Raw genomic sequence first — 16,563 nt, 5'->3', positions numbered from 1 at the left:
AAGTAAAATTTGTTATAATTATGGCTAAATTTACGCTACTTAGGAAGGATTTATGCCAAAAAGAACCGATATAAAAAATATTTTACTTATAGGAAGTGGACCTATTGTTATAGGACAAGCTTGTGAGTTTGATTATTCTGGGACTCAAGCAGCTAAAACCTTAAAAGAATTAGGCTATCGTATCGTGCTTATTAACTCCAATCCTGCAACCATTATGACAGATCCAGAATTTGCAGATGCAACTTATATAGAACCTATTACAAAAGAAAATATTTTAAATATTATTAAAAAAGAAAACATTGATGCTATTTTGCCTACCATGGGTGGACAAGTAGCACTTAATGTTGCAATGGAAGTTTATGAGAGTGGATTTTTAAATAATATTAAGTTTTTGGGTGCTAATCCTGAAGCAATTAAAAAGGGAGAAGACCGTCAAGTTTTTAAAGAATGTATGAAAAAAATTGGTATGGATTTGCCAAAATCGATGTATGCGTATAATTATGATGATGCTTTAAAAGCTGTTGATGAAATCGGTTTTCCTTTAATGATACGTGCTTCTTATACTTTAGGCGGTGCTGGAAGTGGCGTTGTTTATAATATGGATGAATTTAAAGATCTTGCTAATACAGCTTTAGATTTATCTCCTATACATGAAATTCTCATAGAGGAAAGTTTACTTGGATGGAAAGAGTATGAGATGGAGGTTATACGTGATAAAAATGATAATTGTATCATTGTTTGTAGCATAGAAAATCTTGATCCTATGGGAGTGCATACGGGTGATAGTATCACTGTAGCGCCCGCTCTTACCTTGACTGATAAAGAATATCAAGTTATGAGAAATGCTTCTTTTGCTATTTTACGTGAAATTGGAGTGGACACTGGCGGAAGTAATGTCCAATTTGCTGTCAATCCAAAAAATGGCAGGATGATAGTTATAGAAATGAATCCAAGGGTTTCAAGATCAAGTGCTTTGGCAAGTAAAGCAACAGGATATCCTATAGCAAAAGTGGCTACTCTTTTAGCGGTTGGTTTTACTTTAGATGAGATAAAAAATGATATTACAGGGACACCAGCCAGTTTTGAACCTGTACTTGATTATATTGTTACGAAAATTCCTCGTTTTACTTTTGAAAAATTTCCAAATGCAGATGCAACTTTAGGTACAGCAATGAAAAGTGTGGGTGAGGTGATGGCTATAGGACGGACTTTTAAGGAAAGTATCCAAAAGGCACTTTGCTCTTTAGAAAGATCTTTGAGTGGATTTGATGAGATTAAATTTGAAGATAGAAATGACCTTATATTTAAAATTCGAAATCCTAATGAAAAAAGATTGCTTTATATTGCACAAGCTTTTAGAGAAGGATTTAATATAAAAGATCTTTATGAATTAAGCAACATAGATCCTTGGTTTTTATCTCAAATTAAAGAAATTGTAGATTTTGAAAAACAAATTGACATGGATATTTTAAATGATAAAATTCTTTTAAGAAAAGCAAAAACTATGGGCTTTTCTGATAAGATGATCGCATTACAAGTTAATTTGAAAGACAATTTAGAACTTAGTCAAAATGATATTTATTATGCAAGAATAAAACATAAAATTATAGCAGAATTTAGCGAAGTGGATACTTGCGCGGGCGAATTTAAAGCTTTAACCCCTTATTTTTATTCCAGTATTAATGCGAGTGAATTAACTCAAAGCAAACAAGAAGCAAGAGATAAAAAAGAAAAAAAAGTTATGATTATAGGAGGTGGGCCAAATCGTATAGGACAGGGCATAGAATTTGATTATGCTTGTGTACATGCTTCTTTTGCTTTAAAAGATATGGGAATAAAAACTATTATGTATAATTGCAATCCAGAAACTGTTTCAACTGATTATGATACGAGTGATATTTTGTATTTTGAACCTATTGATTTTGAACATTTAAGAGCTGTAATTGAGCGAGAAAAACCTGATGGAATTATTGTGCATTTTGGTGGTCAAACTCCATTAAAATTTGCTAAGCGTTTAAGTGCTTTTGGGGCCAAAATTATAGGAACTAGTGCAAGAGTGATCGATATGGCTGAAGATAGAAAGAAATTTGCTGAATTTATTGAAAAATTAGGTATTAATCAGCCTAAAAATTCTACAGCAATTACAGTAGAAGAAGCAGTATTAAAAGCGGGAGAAATCGGTTATCCAGTTTTAGTTCGTCCAAGTTATGTTTTAGGCGGTAGAGCTATGCGTGTAGTAAGCAATGAATCTGAACTTCGAATTTATATGCAAGAAGCAGTAAGTGTAAGCGATAAAAGTCCAGTTTTAATTGATCAATATTTAGATAATGCTACAGAAATTGATGTGGATGCAATTTGCGATGGAAAATATGTTTATATTGCTGGAATTATGGAACATATTCAAGAAGCAGGAGTTCATTCTGGTGATAGTGCTTGTTCTTTACCACCTTGCAATATTGATGAAAAAATGCAAAGCTTAATTTCAGAAAAAACAGCAGATATAGCTTTAAATTTAGGAGTTGTTGGACTTTTAAATATCCAATTTGCTATTTATAATAACGAACTTTATATCATAGAAGTTAATCCTAGAGCGAGTCGAACTGTGCCTTTTGTCAGCAAAGCTACAGGTCTTCCTTTAGCTAAAATTGCAACGCGAGTTATGTGGCAAGGTGATCTAAAAGAAGCTTTAAAATTTTATGATCGTTTTAAAGTTGTTGATTTTGCACGTAAAATTTTACAACCTAAGGCTTTAAGATATGTTAGCGTGAAAGAAGCGGTTTTTCCATTTGCAAAGCTAAGTGGTAGCGATTTGGAGCTTGGACCTGAAATGCGTTCTACTGGTGAAGTAATGGGGATTAGTAAAGATTTTGCTAATTCTTTTGCAAAAAGTCAAATTGCGTCATTTAATCATTTGCCAGAAAGTGGAGTTGTATTTATTTCTTTAAAAGAAAAGGATAAGAAGTATGCTAAAAAAATTGCTACAGAGTATGCTAAATTAGGTTTTAAATTAATAGCAACGAGTGGAACTTGTAAAGAAATACAAGCCAATGGTTTTGATTGTGAACTTGTGCATAAAATTTCTGAAGGTCGTCCAAATGTTGAGGATAAATTAAAAAATGGTGAAATTAATCTGGTGATTAATACAAGTGATAGTCATAGTTTTCAAGGAGATACGAAAAAAATCCGTGAAAATATTATACGCTTTAAAATTCCATATTTTACCAACTTACGTTCAGCTATGGCAGGTGCTAAATCAATTAAAGCTATACAGGAAAAAACTTATTTGGAAATAAAAAGCTTACAAGAACATTTAAAAGCTTAAAAATCCATGATCTATTTAGCGCAAACAGATACGACAGCTGGTTTTTTAAGTAAAAATTTAGAAGAAATTAATATCTTAAAAGGCAGAGATAAAGATAAGCCTTGTCTTATTACTTCAGCAAAGTTAAGTGAGTTACAAAATCTTACAAGGGTGCCAAAAGGTTTTAAAAATTTAGTGCGCCGTGCTAAGAAAACTACTTTTATTTATCCTAATCATCAAGCTATTCGTATTGTTAAAGATTGTAAACATGCTAAATTTTTGTCTCAAAATGGTTTTTTTTATTCTAGTTCTGCAAATAAACATGGAAAAAAATTTGATGAAATATGGGCTAAAAGCGTAGCTGATGTGATTTTAGATCAATTTTTTTTTGAAAGTACTCCCTCTAAAATATTAAAAATTAGAGGGAAAAGAAAACTAAAAATCCGATAAAGCTTTTAAAATTTCTTCAAAAGCTATACAAAATTGCTCTAAACCTTCTTGCAATAAAATATCATAAGATTGTTTTAACTCATTTTCTGCGATTATTTGATTAAGTTGTGTTTTAATTTCTGTATCATTTAAGGTATTTTTAAAATTATATTCCCAATTAAATGCTTTTATAGCATCAAGTGGAGCAGTATTTACACTGTTTTCAAAAAGAAGTTCTTTAATATAATAATCTTTTGATAGATCATCTCCTTTTACTCCAGTGCTAGCAAAAAGTGCGCGGATATTAGGTTCATTTTGACTTACAATATAATTATAGGCTAAATTTGCATTTAAGATGCCTATGCGATTTTGTTCTTTTGCTTTTGCATTTAAGAGTCTATCAAAGCGACTTACAAAGATACTAATTACAGCTTTTGGAGTATTTAGATTTCCTTTTAAGTGAGCTTGAGATTTTCTAAATTCTATCAAGCCTTGGTTAAGAGCTTCAAAGCATTGTTTATTTTGTTCTTGTGAAAAAATTAGTGTCGCATTTACATTGATACCGTTTTTCATAAGTTCATACATGACTTCATAAGAAGCTTTAGTTGCTGGAATTTTAATCATAACATTTTCTTTAGCGATAGCTGTATAAAGTTTTTTTGCCTCTCCTAAACTTAAAGCAGTATTATCATAAAATCTTGGATCTATTTCTATACTAATAAAACCATCATTTTTTTGATAAAATAAAGGGGCAAGTTTATCAGCAGCCTTTTTAATATCGCAAATAGCAAGTTCTTCGTAAATTTCTTTTGCTTTTTTACCTTTTAAAGCAGCAATTTTGCTTTGGTAAATTGGAGAATTTAAAATAGCATTTTTAAAAATTGCTGGATTAGAGGTTGCACCATTAATCCCAAGAGATAAAAGGTTTAAAAAATCATGATCTAAAAAACTATTTTCAATAAAATCACACCATAAAGAAAAATTTTTCATTTATATAGCCTTTATTATTTCTTTTAAATCTTTTTTATTTATACAAATATCGGCTTTAGATTGCAAAAGTTTATTGGCGCAAAATGCAATTTTTAAGCCACTTTCCTCAAACATAGCGATATCATTAAAGCCATCTCCAACACACATAACTTCTTCATTTTTTAAGCAAAGCATTTTTTTAAGTTTTTGAAGCATTAATCCTTTAGAATTTAAAAACATCATTTCTCCGCCTACACATCCAGTAAGAATATTATTCTTATGATGTAGATGATTAGCAAAACCTAAATCAATATTTAATTTTTGCATAGCTGGGTTAATACCTTCATAAAAACCACCGCTAAAAATTACTAAAAATATATTTTTAGATTTTAAAAATTCGCAGAGTTCATAAGCTCCATTCATCAAGGGAAGTTTTTGTCCTATTTCTAAAGTTTTTGTATAAGACATGCCTTTAAGATAAGATACTTTTTTAACAAGAATTTCAAAAAAATCAAGTTGTTCGTTAGAATTTGTGTAAGTGATATTTTTTACTTTATCACCTACACCATAAGAATCAGCTAAAATATCTATAGTTTCGCCATCCATCAAAGTGGAATCAAAATCAAAAATACAAAGCTTTATCATTAAAATTCACGTTTAAGTAAGGCTTCAACTTTTAAGATGGTTAAGATATTTTCATCTCTTTTGCCGATGCCATATATCATACCTTTTTCTTTCAATAAAGTTTCAGGTGGCGGATCAATGCGGTTTCTGTGAATTTTGATAGCTTCTGTTAATCTATCTATCACAAAACCCGCATTGCCAGAAGCATTGCTACCCGCGTCAGTTGAACCTCTTAAAACGATATAACGAGTTTGAGGAGTCATTTTTGAACTACCTAAATGAAATCGTTGCGCTAAGTCAATAAGAGGCATAACATTACCACGCATATTAAATACACCTAGAACATAATCAGGTACACTTGGAACCCTTGTATATTCTATAGGTTTAATAATTTCTTGGATATTAAGGATTGGAATAGCATATTCTTCATCTCCAACCACAAATCCAACAAGTTGAATAATATCATCTTCTTTTTGATCGATATCAGGACCAGCTATCTGAGTTTGCTGTTTTTGCAATATTTGCTCTAATTTTTCATTACTCATATTCTTATCCTAGTTTTAAATTTTTTCTCACCACATTTTCCAAATATTCTGGAGAATAAGGTTTTGTAATATACTCAGTCATACCTACTTCTACCCCTCTTAAACGATCTGTTTTACTTGTTCTAGAGGTTACAGCTATGAGTGGTAAATTGCGATATTTAGAATATTTTCTAATTTCAGCTGCTAAGGTATAACCATCCATTCTCGGCATTTCAATATCTATAAGCATAGCATCGATATCGTATTCGCCAGATTTAACAATATTAAGCGCCTCAGCTCCATTAGTTGCTTCGATTAAACTTACTCCAAGCGGTTCTAATGCTTTTTGCATTAAAGTTCTATCCATTTTAGAATCATCTACGATTAAAACTTTATAATCGCTTGGTTGTTCTTTTACCTTTTTAGAACTAGCTTCGAGTTGAGCTTTAATATCAACTTTGATTTCTTTGGCCATATCCATCATAGCACCTACATCAATGATTAATGTTACTCTACCATCACCACGTATTGTAGCTCCAGCTATACCTTGTATATTTTGTAAATATTCTCCCATAGACTTGATAACAATTTCTTCTTGTCCTACGAGTGTATCCACTATAATACCAAGCTTACTTTCAGCTACACCGATAACTACAACATAGGTTTGATCGCCACTTTCAAGTACTTGTTTGACGCCAAATACATCAGAAAGCCTTACAAGAGATAAGACTTCATCTCTTAAGCGTAATACATTTTTACCTTCAATGGTATAAATATCATCAACCGGCACTCTAACTGTTTCAAGAACACTTGCCAAAGGAATAGCATAAAATTCCTCTTGAGTTCCAACAAGTAAAGATTGAATGATTGCCAAAGTAAGAGGAATTTTAAGTTTAAAAGTGCTTCCTTTACCTAATTCACTATCAATTTCAATAACACCATTGAGTTTTTCAATATTGGTTTTAACAACGTCCATACCAACGCCACGTCCAGAAACATTGGTAACTTTAGCTGCAGTTGAAAAACCTGGTTTAAAAATAAGTGCAAAGGCTTCCTTGTCTGTCATTTGATCCGCTTCTCTTTCTGTGATCAAATTTTTCTCCATAGCTTTTGCTTTTAAGCCATTTGGATCAAGTCCTTTACCATCATCAGTGATTTCAACAACTATATGATTTCCTTCATTGTAAGCTTTAAGTTGGACTATACCTTTCTCAGGTTTGCCATTAGCTACACGAGTTGCTGGATCTTCTACTCCATGGTCGCAAGAATTTCTAATCATATGCATAATTGGATCGCCAATTTCTTCAACAATAGATTTATCAAGTTCTGTTTCTTCACCAGAAATTTCAAGCTCTATTTGTTTGCCAAGCTCACGACTTAAGTCTCGAACAACCCTTGGAAATTTATTGAAAACTTTTGCAATAGGTTGCATTCTGGTTTTCATAACTGCTAATTGAACATCAGTTGTAATAATGCTAAGTTGGCTTACAACTTGGTTAAGTTCCTCAAGGAATTTTTCACCTTCATAACGCTCTTCAACATCATCATAAATTTTAAGTAAGCGGTTTTTGCCAAGAACAAGCTCTCCAATTAAATTCATCAAATGATCTAATCTTTTAACTTCAACACGTATAGTTTGATCCATACCACCGCCACTACTTGATGCTGGAACCTTTTTTTCACCACCGCTATCTGTTTTTTGTGGAGTTGGTGTTGTTGCACTTTTCTTTTTTTGCGCGCGACGAGCTTGATCTTCAGCTTTTCTTACTTTTAATAATCTTTCGATTTCAGCTTCCACTTCAGAATCGCTTAATTGATTAACATCCACTTCTGGCTCTTGCGCAGGCTCTTCTTTAGGAGTTTCCACTGGTTTTTCTTCCACTGGAGCTGAATTTCCAACTGGAGCTTCTCCTTCTGAAATAGCCGTCAATCTTGTACAAATTGGATCTATATCCATGCCTATGGCTGTGTCATTTCCATTATCACGGATAGAGTTAAGCAAAGTTTTCATTCTATCAATAGATTCTAAAACTACGTCCATGATATCTGGAGTGATTTTTAATTCCCCGTGTCTTGCTTTATTTAAAACATCTTCCATATGATGGGTTAATTTTGTTAAAACATCAAAATTTAAAAAGCTTGATGAGCCTTTTACTGTATGTGCAACACGGAAAATTCTATTAAGTAATTCTAAATCTTCTGGATTTGATTCAAGTTCTACCAAATCATGGTCGATTTGCTCAACTAGCTCAAAAGCCTCAACTAAAAAGTCTTCAAGTATTTCTTGCATATCTTCCATATTTTACCCCTGTTCTTGTGATTGGTGTTTTTTTAAAACTTTAGTTATTTCGCTAAAGAAATCACTAGCATTAAATTTAACCAAATAGCCTTCTCCACCAGCTTCTTGGACACCCTTTTCATTCATAAACTCATTTGACAATGATGAATTAAAGACAATTGGAATATCTTTAAAACGTGCATCATCCTTAAGACGTGCTGCAAAATGGAAGCCATCCATTTGAGGCATTTCAACGTCACTAATTATAATTTTTAAAATATCACATAAATTTTCACCATAAACTTGACTAAGTTCTTCAAGTTTATTTAAACCTTCAACACCATCTTTAGCTTCGATAACTTGCAAACCTAATTGTTGCATCATATCTTTTACACGTTTTCTAGCTGTTAAGCTATCGTCTAAGATAAGTGCTGTTCCGCTAAATTTTTCTAATTTATAATCAACATCGGTTTTAGGTGAATAAATTCCTAGTTCCTCTATCACGCTTTCTAAATCAAGTATTAATAATACTTCATCATTTTCTATACGTGTAACCCCAGTAATTTTACCTTTATCTAAGGCACCAGAACCTGCTGAAAAACTTGCTGGTTCTATATCTCTCCAATTAATACGACGAATTCTTTTAGCTTCATGAACGATAAAGCCTATAAGAATATTGCTAAATTCGGTAATAATTACTCTAGGTTTTAGCATAGTACTTTCTGGCTCAGTGATTTGCATCCATTTTGCAAGATTAACTACAGGAATAACAATACCACGAAGATCAAAAATTCCTTCGATATATTCAGGTACCCCTGGAAGTTCTGTAAGAGTTGGAATTTTGATAATTTCTCTAACTTTAGAGACATTTACTCCATAAATTCCTTCATAAATCTTATCTTGTCCTTGCTTAAAGATACGGAAATCGACAAGCTCCATTTCATTTGAACCCGTTTTCACGATATTTTCATCAAACATTTTGACCCCTCAATTTCTGTTCTCGAAATTCAATTTCTTGTTTGTATTCTACTAAAAAAAAACTTTCCTTATGTGCAAAATTATCAGGATTAAAATATTTAATGTTTTTTTTGTTAAGAATAAAATTTTGATGATAATGTCCCTCGCATACCCAAGAGCCTAAATTATTGTATTTGAGATATCTTTCATTAGCTAAATTTTCAAAATTTTGAATTTTATAAAATAGATTTTTTTGATTTTGATTTTTTAAGATTTTTTTTGATATAGCATGAAAACTAATTTGATTTATCCAATTTAAAAATACAAGTAAATAATGATTTCTAAGGCTTTTTAAAAGAATTTGTAAGCATGGAGATAAAAAAATATCTCCATGTGCTAAAAAAATATAAGAATTTTCATTTTTAACTTTACTTGTATGCAATTTAAGTTTTAAAGGTTGCGTTTTTATAGGAAAAATTTTTACTTTTTTAAAAAAGCAAGAAAGATTAAAATCATGGTTTCCTTCAAGATAAATAATTTCTATAGTTTGTGCTAATTCTTCAAGCAGATAAATATAAGGTTTTGCAAAATCATGAGTAGCAGAAATTTCTCCGATAAGCAGATCAAAAATATCACCCATTAAGATAAGTTGAGGTGTGGAAATTTCATTATTTTTCAAAGCTTGTAGAAATTTCCAAAAACCTCTTCGTTGAGTATTTTCATGTGCATCGGCAATTAAAATTGCTTTATCTTTTAGGATTAATTCTTGCATCCTTAGAATTTCAAAGGTTCATAGCTAATAGAAATGATTTCAAATTCACTTTCACCTTTAGGTAAGCGAACTTTAAATTCATCGCCTTCTTTTTTTCCAAGCATGGCTTTTGCTATAGGTGAAGCAATGGAAATATAACCTTTATCAAGATCTCCTTCACAAATTCCAACAAGAGTGTATTTACTTTCTTTTTCAGTATCTAAATCCATAATCACAACACTAGATCCGAATTTTACGCTATCGTGTTCATAACTTGCAGGGTCTATAACTTGCGCACGAGCTAGCAAATCGCTAAGTTCTGCTATGCGACTTTCAATTAAGGCTTGTTTTTCTCTAGCCGCGTGGTATTCTGCATTTTCTTTTAGATCCCCATGACTTCTTGCAGTGTCGATTTCTATGACGACTGCTGGGCGTTGATTGTCTTTTAAGTCTTTTAATTCAGCAACTAATTTATCATATCCAAATTGACTCATTGGTTCTTTTTGCATAATTTATCCTTTTAATTTTCATCAAGTATTTTAGCTAAATTTTTTGCACTTCCAAATTTTAAATATTGTTTTAAAAAATTAACTTTAGCAAAAAAACTCTTATAATCGTATTTAAGATAAGCTTGATATAAATTTTCTACATTGACTTCATTTTGCAAGAATTCAGGATTTAATTCTTCTTTTCCTGCAAAATCACAAAAAATATTTACAAGACCGATGTGTTTTAATTTCACAAAAAGCTTTGCTATAAAAATATCAATCGCCTTTGCCTTGTAAGCAAGCACAAAAGGAGTTCCGACCAAAGCCGCCTCCAAAGTTGCTGTGCCGCTGCAAATAAAGGCAAAATCTGATTTTTTTAAAACTTTAGGTGTATTACTCTCTATTTTAAATTCGCTAATATCGCCATAAATATCGAGTTTATTAAGATTAAAAGGAGGGATACAAAGGATCTTTTTACCTTGAAAATTTTTAGAAAGCTCTTTAAAAATAGGCATTAAGCGTTTGATTTCACTTCTTCTTGATCCAGGTAAAAAAGCAACGATTTTTTCACTTTCTTTTTTTGAAAGTAGAATTTGTGCATCTTTTTCATCTTTAAATTCTTTGATTTCGTCTAAAAGCGGGTGTCCAACGTAAATACTTTTGCTAAAAAATTGATCATCAAAAGGTAGGATAGAAGCTAAAACATCAAAGTGACTTTCTATGATGGGAATTCTTCCTTTTTTCCATGCCCAAACTTGAGGCAAGATATAATAAATTCTTTTTATTTTAGAATTTGCTTTTTTTAAAGCTTTCGCAAAAGGGATGTTAAAAGCGGGAGAATCTATGCACAAAATTGCATCAATTTTTTGAGTAAAAGCTAAATTCACAAGCTCTTTTATCGCGCGTTTTGCCTTAAAGATAAGAGGTAAGATCTCTACAAAACCCATAGCACTAAATTCGTGTGAGCTGTAGAGGGGTTTTGAGCTTAGATTAAACTCATCACATAAGTTTTCGTCATAAATTCCTACTAAATCAAATTCTCTATACTCATTTTTATAGGCTTTTAAAATTTCTTTTAAGTGCAAATTTGCTGAAGGTTCTAAGGCACAAACGAGAAAGGTTTTCATTTTTTACCCTCTTTTAAATTTTTAGAAAAAGAATCATAGCTAATTTTCACTTAAAGAATTTGCTTGAAAATTAAAATCATATATTATTAATAATTATTGTCAATAAATAAATTTTTACTTAATATTTTTCTGATATAATCTTTATCATGGAATTTACAATCAATCAAATTTTAATAGCGATGATTTTGACCATTTTGGCAGGATTTTCAACAGCTATTGGTTCAGTGATAGCATTTTTCAGCAAAAATGATAATCTTAGAATCCTTTCTTTTGGACTCGGTTTTTCTGCTGGTGTGATGATATATATTTCTTTCATGGAAATTTTACCTTCGTCTTTTATAGATTTTAAAAAATATTATAATTCAAGTTATGGAGAACTTTTGGCACTTTTGTGTTTTTTTGGAGGAATTTTTTTATCAGCTATCATTGATAAATTTATCCCTGAAGATGTTAATCCGCACGAACCAAAAGAGGATTTAAGTGAGCTTAAAATTTGTCCTTTGCCTAAGAAAAATGAAAAAGCTCCCGCTTTTCATGCAGGAGAACCTCTTAAAAAAATTAATACCAAGGCTTTAAAAAGAACAGGAATTTTTACCGCACTTGCAATAGCAATACATAATTTTCCTGAAGGTTTTGCAACTTTTATTTCAAGTCTTGATAATCTTAATTTTGGTGTAGCTATTGCCGTAGCTGTAGCGATACATAATATTCCTGAAGGAATGGCAGTTTCTTTGCCAATTTATCATGCTACAAATGATAAGAAAAAAGCCTTTATTTATTCAGCACTTTCTGGTGTAGCAGAGCCTATAGGAGCATTTGTTGGAGCATTTTTGATTTTGCCTATTATGAATGGACTTACTTTAGCTATTACTTTTGCTATAGTGGCTGGAATTATGGTATTTATTTCTTTTGATGAGCTATTACCTGCCGCAAAAACTTATGATAAAGCCCATGATAGTCTTTATGGATTAGTTTTTGGTATGGCTGTGATGGCAATAAGTTTGATTTTATTAAATCCTTAGATTAAATCAAGAGTTAAAAACACCTTGTTTTGATTTCTTTTACTGGTTTTTTAATTAAAAAGTCATCATTTTGTAATAGAAATTTGAGATATTTTTTCTTAAAGATTATATAAAATAAGTTTTTATATTTTATTATTTAGTGTTTTAAACCATTTATAAAATTTGTCCAATTCTTCACATTTGATAGAACTAGGATATTGCTGTCTTTTTAAAATCATCTTCTTGGCGAATTTTTAAATTTGCAAAAATTTTCTTTATTTAATTCTCTTTTTTAAAATACTCTTTTGCATCACTTCTATATTATAATTGAATTTAGAGTATCTTCGCTTTTACTTATATTAAAAATCTTTCCCAAATTAAAATCAATTTTTAACTACTCATCAACATCTATGAGAATATTTTTTCTCTTATATCTTCTATGTAATTAAAGGCTTCAATTAGCTGTGTAAAAATAGAATAAATTTTCTAAGTTGCTCTCATCATTTAAAACACTTTTCAATATTTTTCCTGTATATTCCATGATAATATAAGCTGTATAAATATTTTCATAAAGATAATAATTAAAAATTCTAACAATATTTTTATGATTTAACTTATATAAAATTTTATCTTAGTATGTTATTGATGCATTTTTCTTGGTATTCTTATTTTTAAAAAAATTATTTAATTTCTTGCAGATAGTAGCGAAATTTGACTTAAAATGCAGAGAAAATCTCTGCGTAAATTATTTTCTATATCCGTATTTTTTAAATACTTTATAAGCATCATCACTTTTAAGATAAGTGATAAAATCTTGAATTTGTTTATCCGCATCATTTTTTGCGACTATGTTGAAAGTTCTATATACGACTAATTTTTTTTCGATATTGACAACGTCGCCATAATCTGGATTTGCCTTAGCCCAATCAATCCAAGTGATCCACGCATCTGCTTTTTTTTCTAAAAATAATTTTTTGGCAGCACCACTATTAGGAGTGAAAGCAACGATATTGTTTCTAAAATCTTGAATCATTTTTATATTTTGAGTTCTTCCTATCATATCTTCCCAAACGCCAGTTCCTGAAGTATTGCTTTTTCCTGCACCTTCTGGGACAACGATTTTCACTCCTTTTTTGGCAAGATCTTCTAAGCCTTTGATTTTTAAAGGATTGCCTTTTTGAGTAAGAATGATGGCTTTTCTAAAATACAATGGTTCGATTTTTTTAACATCAAATTTTTTATCAAAATCTGTTGTAATAGCTAAAGCTGATTGATCTGAAGCGCCAAATAAAATATCTGCATCTTTTTTTGCTTTTTCTACCCAAGTGGCTTGAGGACCAAAGGTAAGATTAACTTTTGTGCCAGTTTTTTTCTCATATTTTTTTGCTATTTCTTGTAGGGCAAAGTGAGGACCACCTGGACCATACATATTAATATCTGCAAAAGCTAAGCTTGCAAAAACTGCACAAGCACCAAATAAATTTAGTATTTTTTTCATTTTTCATCCTATTAAAATTTTAATGAAATGCGATTATAATACAAGATAATTAATTCTTTTTCCTAAATATAAAAATTTTAAGGAGTTTTTATGGATATTGCTCAAAGATTTATTAATTATACTAAGATCAATACTACAACTCATAAAGAAAATGGTTTAGCGGGTATTATGCCTTCAAATCCTAATGAAATGCAACTGGCTAGTTTGCTAGAAAAGGAACTTAAAGAGCTTGGATTGAGTCAGATTGTTAAAAGATCAAATTCTATCACAACAGCACTTTTACCTGCTAATGTTTCCAATGCACCTCGTATAGCTTTTTTTGCACATTTAGATACTAGCAGTGAGCAAAAAAATGATACTAAGGCACAAATTACACATTATGAAGGTGGAGATATTTGTCTAAATAAAGAATTAGATCTTTATCTAAGGGAAAGCGAATTTAAAGAGCTTAAAAATTACAAAGGAGATGATATTATCCATACTGATGGGACGAGTTTGCTTGGAGCGGATGATAAAGCTGGTATTGCTGCAATTATGGATATGCTTGAATTTTTTGTTAAAAATCCTTCTTTAAAGCATGGAGATATTATTGTGGGTTTTTTACCTGATGAAGAGCAGGGATTAAGAGGGGCTAAAGCTTTTGATGTGAAAGAAGTTAATGCTGATTTTGGGTATTGTTTAGATTGTTGTGGCATAGGAGAATTTATCTATGAAAATTGGAATGCTGCAGATGCTATAGTAACTTTTCAAGGAGTTTCAGCACATCCTATGAGTGCAAAAGGTAAGCTCGTAAATTCACTTATTTTAGCCCATCAATTTATTTCTATGCTTCCAAGGGGTGAGGCGCCTGAATACACAGAAGGTAAGGAAGGGTATTTTTGGGTAAAAGAATTAAATGGAAATAGTGCAAAAACGATTTTAAAAATAGATATTAGAGAATTTGATGAAGAAAAATATAATCAAAGAATACAATTTTTAAAAGATTTGTGCAATTCTTGTGAGAAATTATGGGGCAAACAAAGCATACAAATTCATCTGTCTCATCGTTACAAAAATGTTTTTAATGCCTTAAAAACTAAGGATTGTCTTCCTGTAAAATTGGCCTTAAAAGCCTATGAAAATTTAGATATAAAAGCAAAGATTATTCCAATGCGTGGCGGTTATGATGGGGCTGTGTTATCTGAAAAAGGGCTTATGTGTCCAAATATTTTTACTGGAGCACATAATTTTCATTCTATTTATGAATACTTGCCACTTAAATCCTTAAAAGCAGCAAGTAAAGTTTTGCAAGAAATAATTCTTTTAGCAAGTGAAACTAAAGCATAATAAAAGCAATTACTATAAGAGAGATAATTGAACCTAATGCAGTTCTTTTTACAATTTCTATTGTATTAACTCCAGCGATACCTGCTACAATAATGCTTGCTGCCATGATAGGTGAAACAACCCTTCCAAGCACTCCAGCAACTGTAGCTACCATTCCCAATGCGACCTGATCAAATCCTAGAGCTTGTGCGTGTATAGTGATTGATTGATTAAAGGCCATAGTTGGAGCATCGCCTGAGCCTGTTACCATAGCCATTAAAAAAGGTATAAAAGTCCCTCCAAATCGGACGTAATGTTGTTCATTTTTTAAAATTTCAATCACAGCATCGATGGCTCCACAGGCTTTTAATCCAGCAGCAAAAACACTTGCAGCTACAATAATACCTACAACATTAGCATAAGAGCTTCCCATACCATTGAAAAATTCTTGACAAATTTTACTCGGACTACTCATGGTTACTACCATAGCTAAGATAGCACCTAAAAGCATTGCTTCTGCGACTTGAATTTTTGTTGTCCAGTCTAAAATAGGATTTAAAAATTCAATTTTTGGTAAATCACTAGCACCAATGATTAAAATGATAATAGGAACTAAAGGCATTAAAGCATATAAAAAATTTGCTTTTTGAATTCCTTCTTTTGTTTGTGTCTTACTCTCATAAACAATTCCTTTTGTATAGTCTTTAAAAATAAGAGCCATAATGATTAAAGAAATACAAGTGATGATTGCAGAAACTAAAGTATAATTAAACTGGACGCTTAAAACCTGAGGAATACTTAAACCACTCATATCAGCAATGATGCCATTATGAGAAGTTCCAGGGCTTAAAGCACTTCCTAAGGTTCCACTTACTACAGCAGTTGCCGCCATAGCAGGTTTTATCCCAGAAGCCATCAATAAAGGGATCAAGGTTGCCCCAACAGCCGCAGAACAACCTGCTGCAGAAGGAATAGCTATAGAAATAAAAAAAGTTATTATAAAAGCAATAGGAATTAAGAAAAAACCTAAATTCTTTAAAGGAGCAGTGAGTAATCGGACTAAATGAGCATCACATTGGGTAAATTTCATTACAAAAGCAAAGCCCATACTAGCACAAATAGCTTTAAGTAAAGAAGCTTGAGTCATTGAAAAAGTAAAAGCATTTAAAGCATCAATTGGTTTTAAAGAAACTAAGCAAAGAATAAAACCAACACCAAATAAAGTAGTTTTTGTTTCAGCTTTTTTAATAAGTAAAATAATAGTAACTAAAGTTCCTATAGCTGCTAATATCAGATAAAAATCATGCATTT

14 protein-coding genes are annotated in these 16,563 nt (G+C 31.2%); 4 read left to right on the top strand and 10 right to left on the bottom strand.

The features are described from left to right. Nucleotides 1-52 precede the first annotated feature (52 nt). Both carB and ACD570_RS00145 read left to right on the top strand, forming a co-directional pair. Nucleotides 53-3,322, top strand: a complete 3,270-nt coding sequence (gene carB, locus ACD570_RS00150; RefSeq protein WP_417904295.1) for a carbamoyl-phosphate synthase large subunit — start codon at nucleotides 53-55, stop codon at nucleotides 3,320-3,322. Nucleotides 3,323-3,328: 6 nt separating this feature from the next. Further along, a complete protein-coding gene (locus tag ACD570_RS00145) occupies nucleotides 3,329-3,751 on the top strand; it encodes a Sua5 YciO YrdC YwlC family protein (RefSeq protein WP_417904294.1) in 423 nt (140 codons plus the stop codon). On the opposite strand, the gene ACD570_RS00140 is transcribed toward ACD570_RS00145, so the two are convergent. The 8 genes from ACD570_RS00140 to lpxB are packed head-to-tail and all read right to left on the bottom strand — an operon-like array spanning nucleotide 3,737 to nucleotide 11,448. Next, nucleotides 3,737-4,720, bottom strand: coding sequence for a transaldolase (locus ACD570_RS00140; protein WP_417904293.1), 984 nt, complete (start codon nucleotides 4,718-4,720; stop codon nucleotides 3,737-3,739). The genes ACD570_RS00145 and ACD570_RS00140 overlap by 15 nt on opposite strands. Next, complete coding sequence (gene serB / locus ACD570_RS00135) at nucleotides 4,721-5,344, bottom strand: phosphoserine phosphatase SerB (protein ID WP_200281325.1); 624 nt, start codon at nucleotides 5,342-5,344, stop codon at nucleotides 4,721-4,723. After that, the gene (locus tag ACD570_RS00130) at nucleotides 5,344-5,868 is read right to left on the bottom strand and encodes a chemotaxis protein CheW (RefSeq protein ID WP_137621902.1); all 525 of its coding nucleotides are present in this window, start codon (nucleotides 5,866-5,868) and stop codon (nucleotides 5,344-5,346) included. The genes serB and ACD570_RS00130 overlap by 1 nt, the downstream gene beginning before the upstream one ends. A gap of 4 nt (nucleotides 5,869-5,872) precedes the next feature. Continuing rightward, a complete protein-coding gene (locus ACD570_RS00125; protein ID WP_200281329.1) occupies nucleotides 5,873-8,146 on the bottom strand; it encodes a hybrid sensor histidine kinase/response regulator in 2,274 nt (757 codons plus the stop codon). A gap of 3 nt (nucleotides 8,147-8,149) precedes the next feature. Further along, the gene (locus ACD570_RS00120) at nucleotides 8,150-9,103 is read right to left on the bottom strand and encodes a chemotaxis protein (RefSeq protein WP_200281332.1); all 954 of its coding nucleotides are present in this window, start codon (nucleotides 9,101-9,103) and stop codon (nucleotides 8,150-8,152) included. Beyond that, nucleotides 9,096-9,854 carry a metallophosphoesterase gene (locus ACD570_RS00115; protein WP_417904292.1) on the bottom strand — a complete coding sequence of 253 codons (759 nt, stop codon included), beginning with the start codon at nucleotides 9,852-9,854 and terminating at the stop codon, nucleotides 9,096-9,098. The genes ACD570_RS00120 and ACD570_RS00115 overlap by 8 nt, the downstream gene beginning before the upstream one ends. Nucleotides 9,855-9,856: 2 nt before the next feature. Then, complete coding sequence (greA, locus tag ACD570_RS00110) at nucleotides 9,857-10,342, bottom strand: transcription elongation factor GreA (protein ID WP_200281335.1); 486 nt, start codon at nucleotides 10,340-10,342, stop codon at nucleotides 9,857-9,859. Between the two features lie 11 nt (nucleotides 10,343-10,353). Then, nucleotides 10,354-11,448: a lipid-A-disaccharide synthase gene (gene lpxB / locus ACD570_RS00105; protein WP_417904291.1), complete on the bottom strand. Its 1,095-nt coding sequence runs from the start codon at nucleotides 11,446-11,448 to the stop codon at nucleotides 10,354-10,356. Between the two features lie 146 nt (nucleotides 11,449-11,594). On the opposite strand from lpxB, the gene zupT reads away from it, so the two are divergent. Continuing rightward, complete coding sequence (gene zupT / locus ACD570_RS00100) at nucleotides 11,595-12,470, top strand: zinc transporter ZupT (RefSeq protein ID WP_200281341.1); 876 nt, start codon at nucleotides 11,595-11,597, stop codon at nucleotides 12,468-12,470. Between the two features lie 724 nt (nucleotides 12,471-13,194). Here zupT and ACD570_RS00095 read toward each other — a convergent pair. Further along, complete coding sequence (locus ACD570_RS00095; RefSeq protein ID WP_200281344.1) at nucleotides 13,195-13,947, bottom strand: extracellular solute-binding protein; 753 nt, start codon at nucleotides 13,945-13,947, stop codon at nucleotides 13,195-13,197. A gap of 90 nt (nucleotides 13,948-14,037) precedes the next feature. Here ACD570_RS00095 and pepT point away from each other — a divergent pair, with 90 nt between their 5' ends. Beyond that, nucleotides 14,038-15,273, top strand: coding sequence for a peptidase T (gene pepT, locus ACD570_RS00090; RefSeq protein WP_337198463.1), 1,236 nt, complete (start codon nucleotides 14,038-14,040; stop codon nucleotides 15,271-15,273). Here the strand turns inward: pepT and dcuC are convergent. Continuing rightward, nucleotides 15,263-16,561 (bottom strand): C4-dicarboxylate transporter DcuC, encoded by a 1,299-nt coding sequence (gene dcuC, locus ACD570_RS00085; RefSeq protein WP_200281350.1) that lies wholly within the window; start codon nucleotides 16,559-16,561, stop codon nucleotides 15,263-15,265. The genes pepT and dcuC overlap by 11 nt on opposite strands. Nucleotides 16,562-16,563 lie beyond the last annotated feature (2 nt).

It is taken from the genome of Campylobacter sp. LH-2024 (assembly GCF_048270605.1).
GTDB lineage: Bacteria > Campylobacterota > Campylobacteria > Campylobacterales > Campylobacteraceae > Campylobacter_D > Campylobacter_D molothri.
This window is presented reverse-complemented; position numbering and strand designations above follow the sequence as displayed.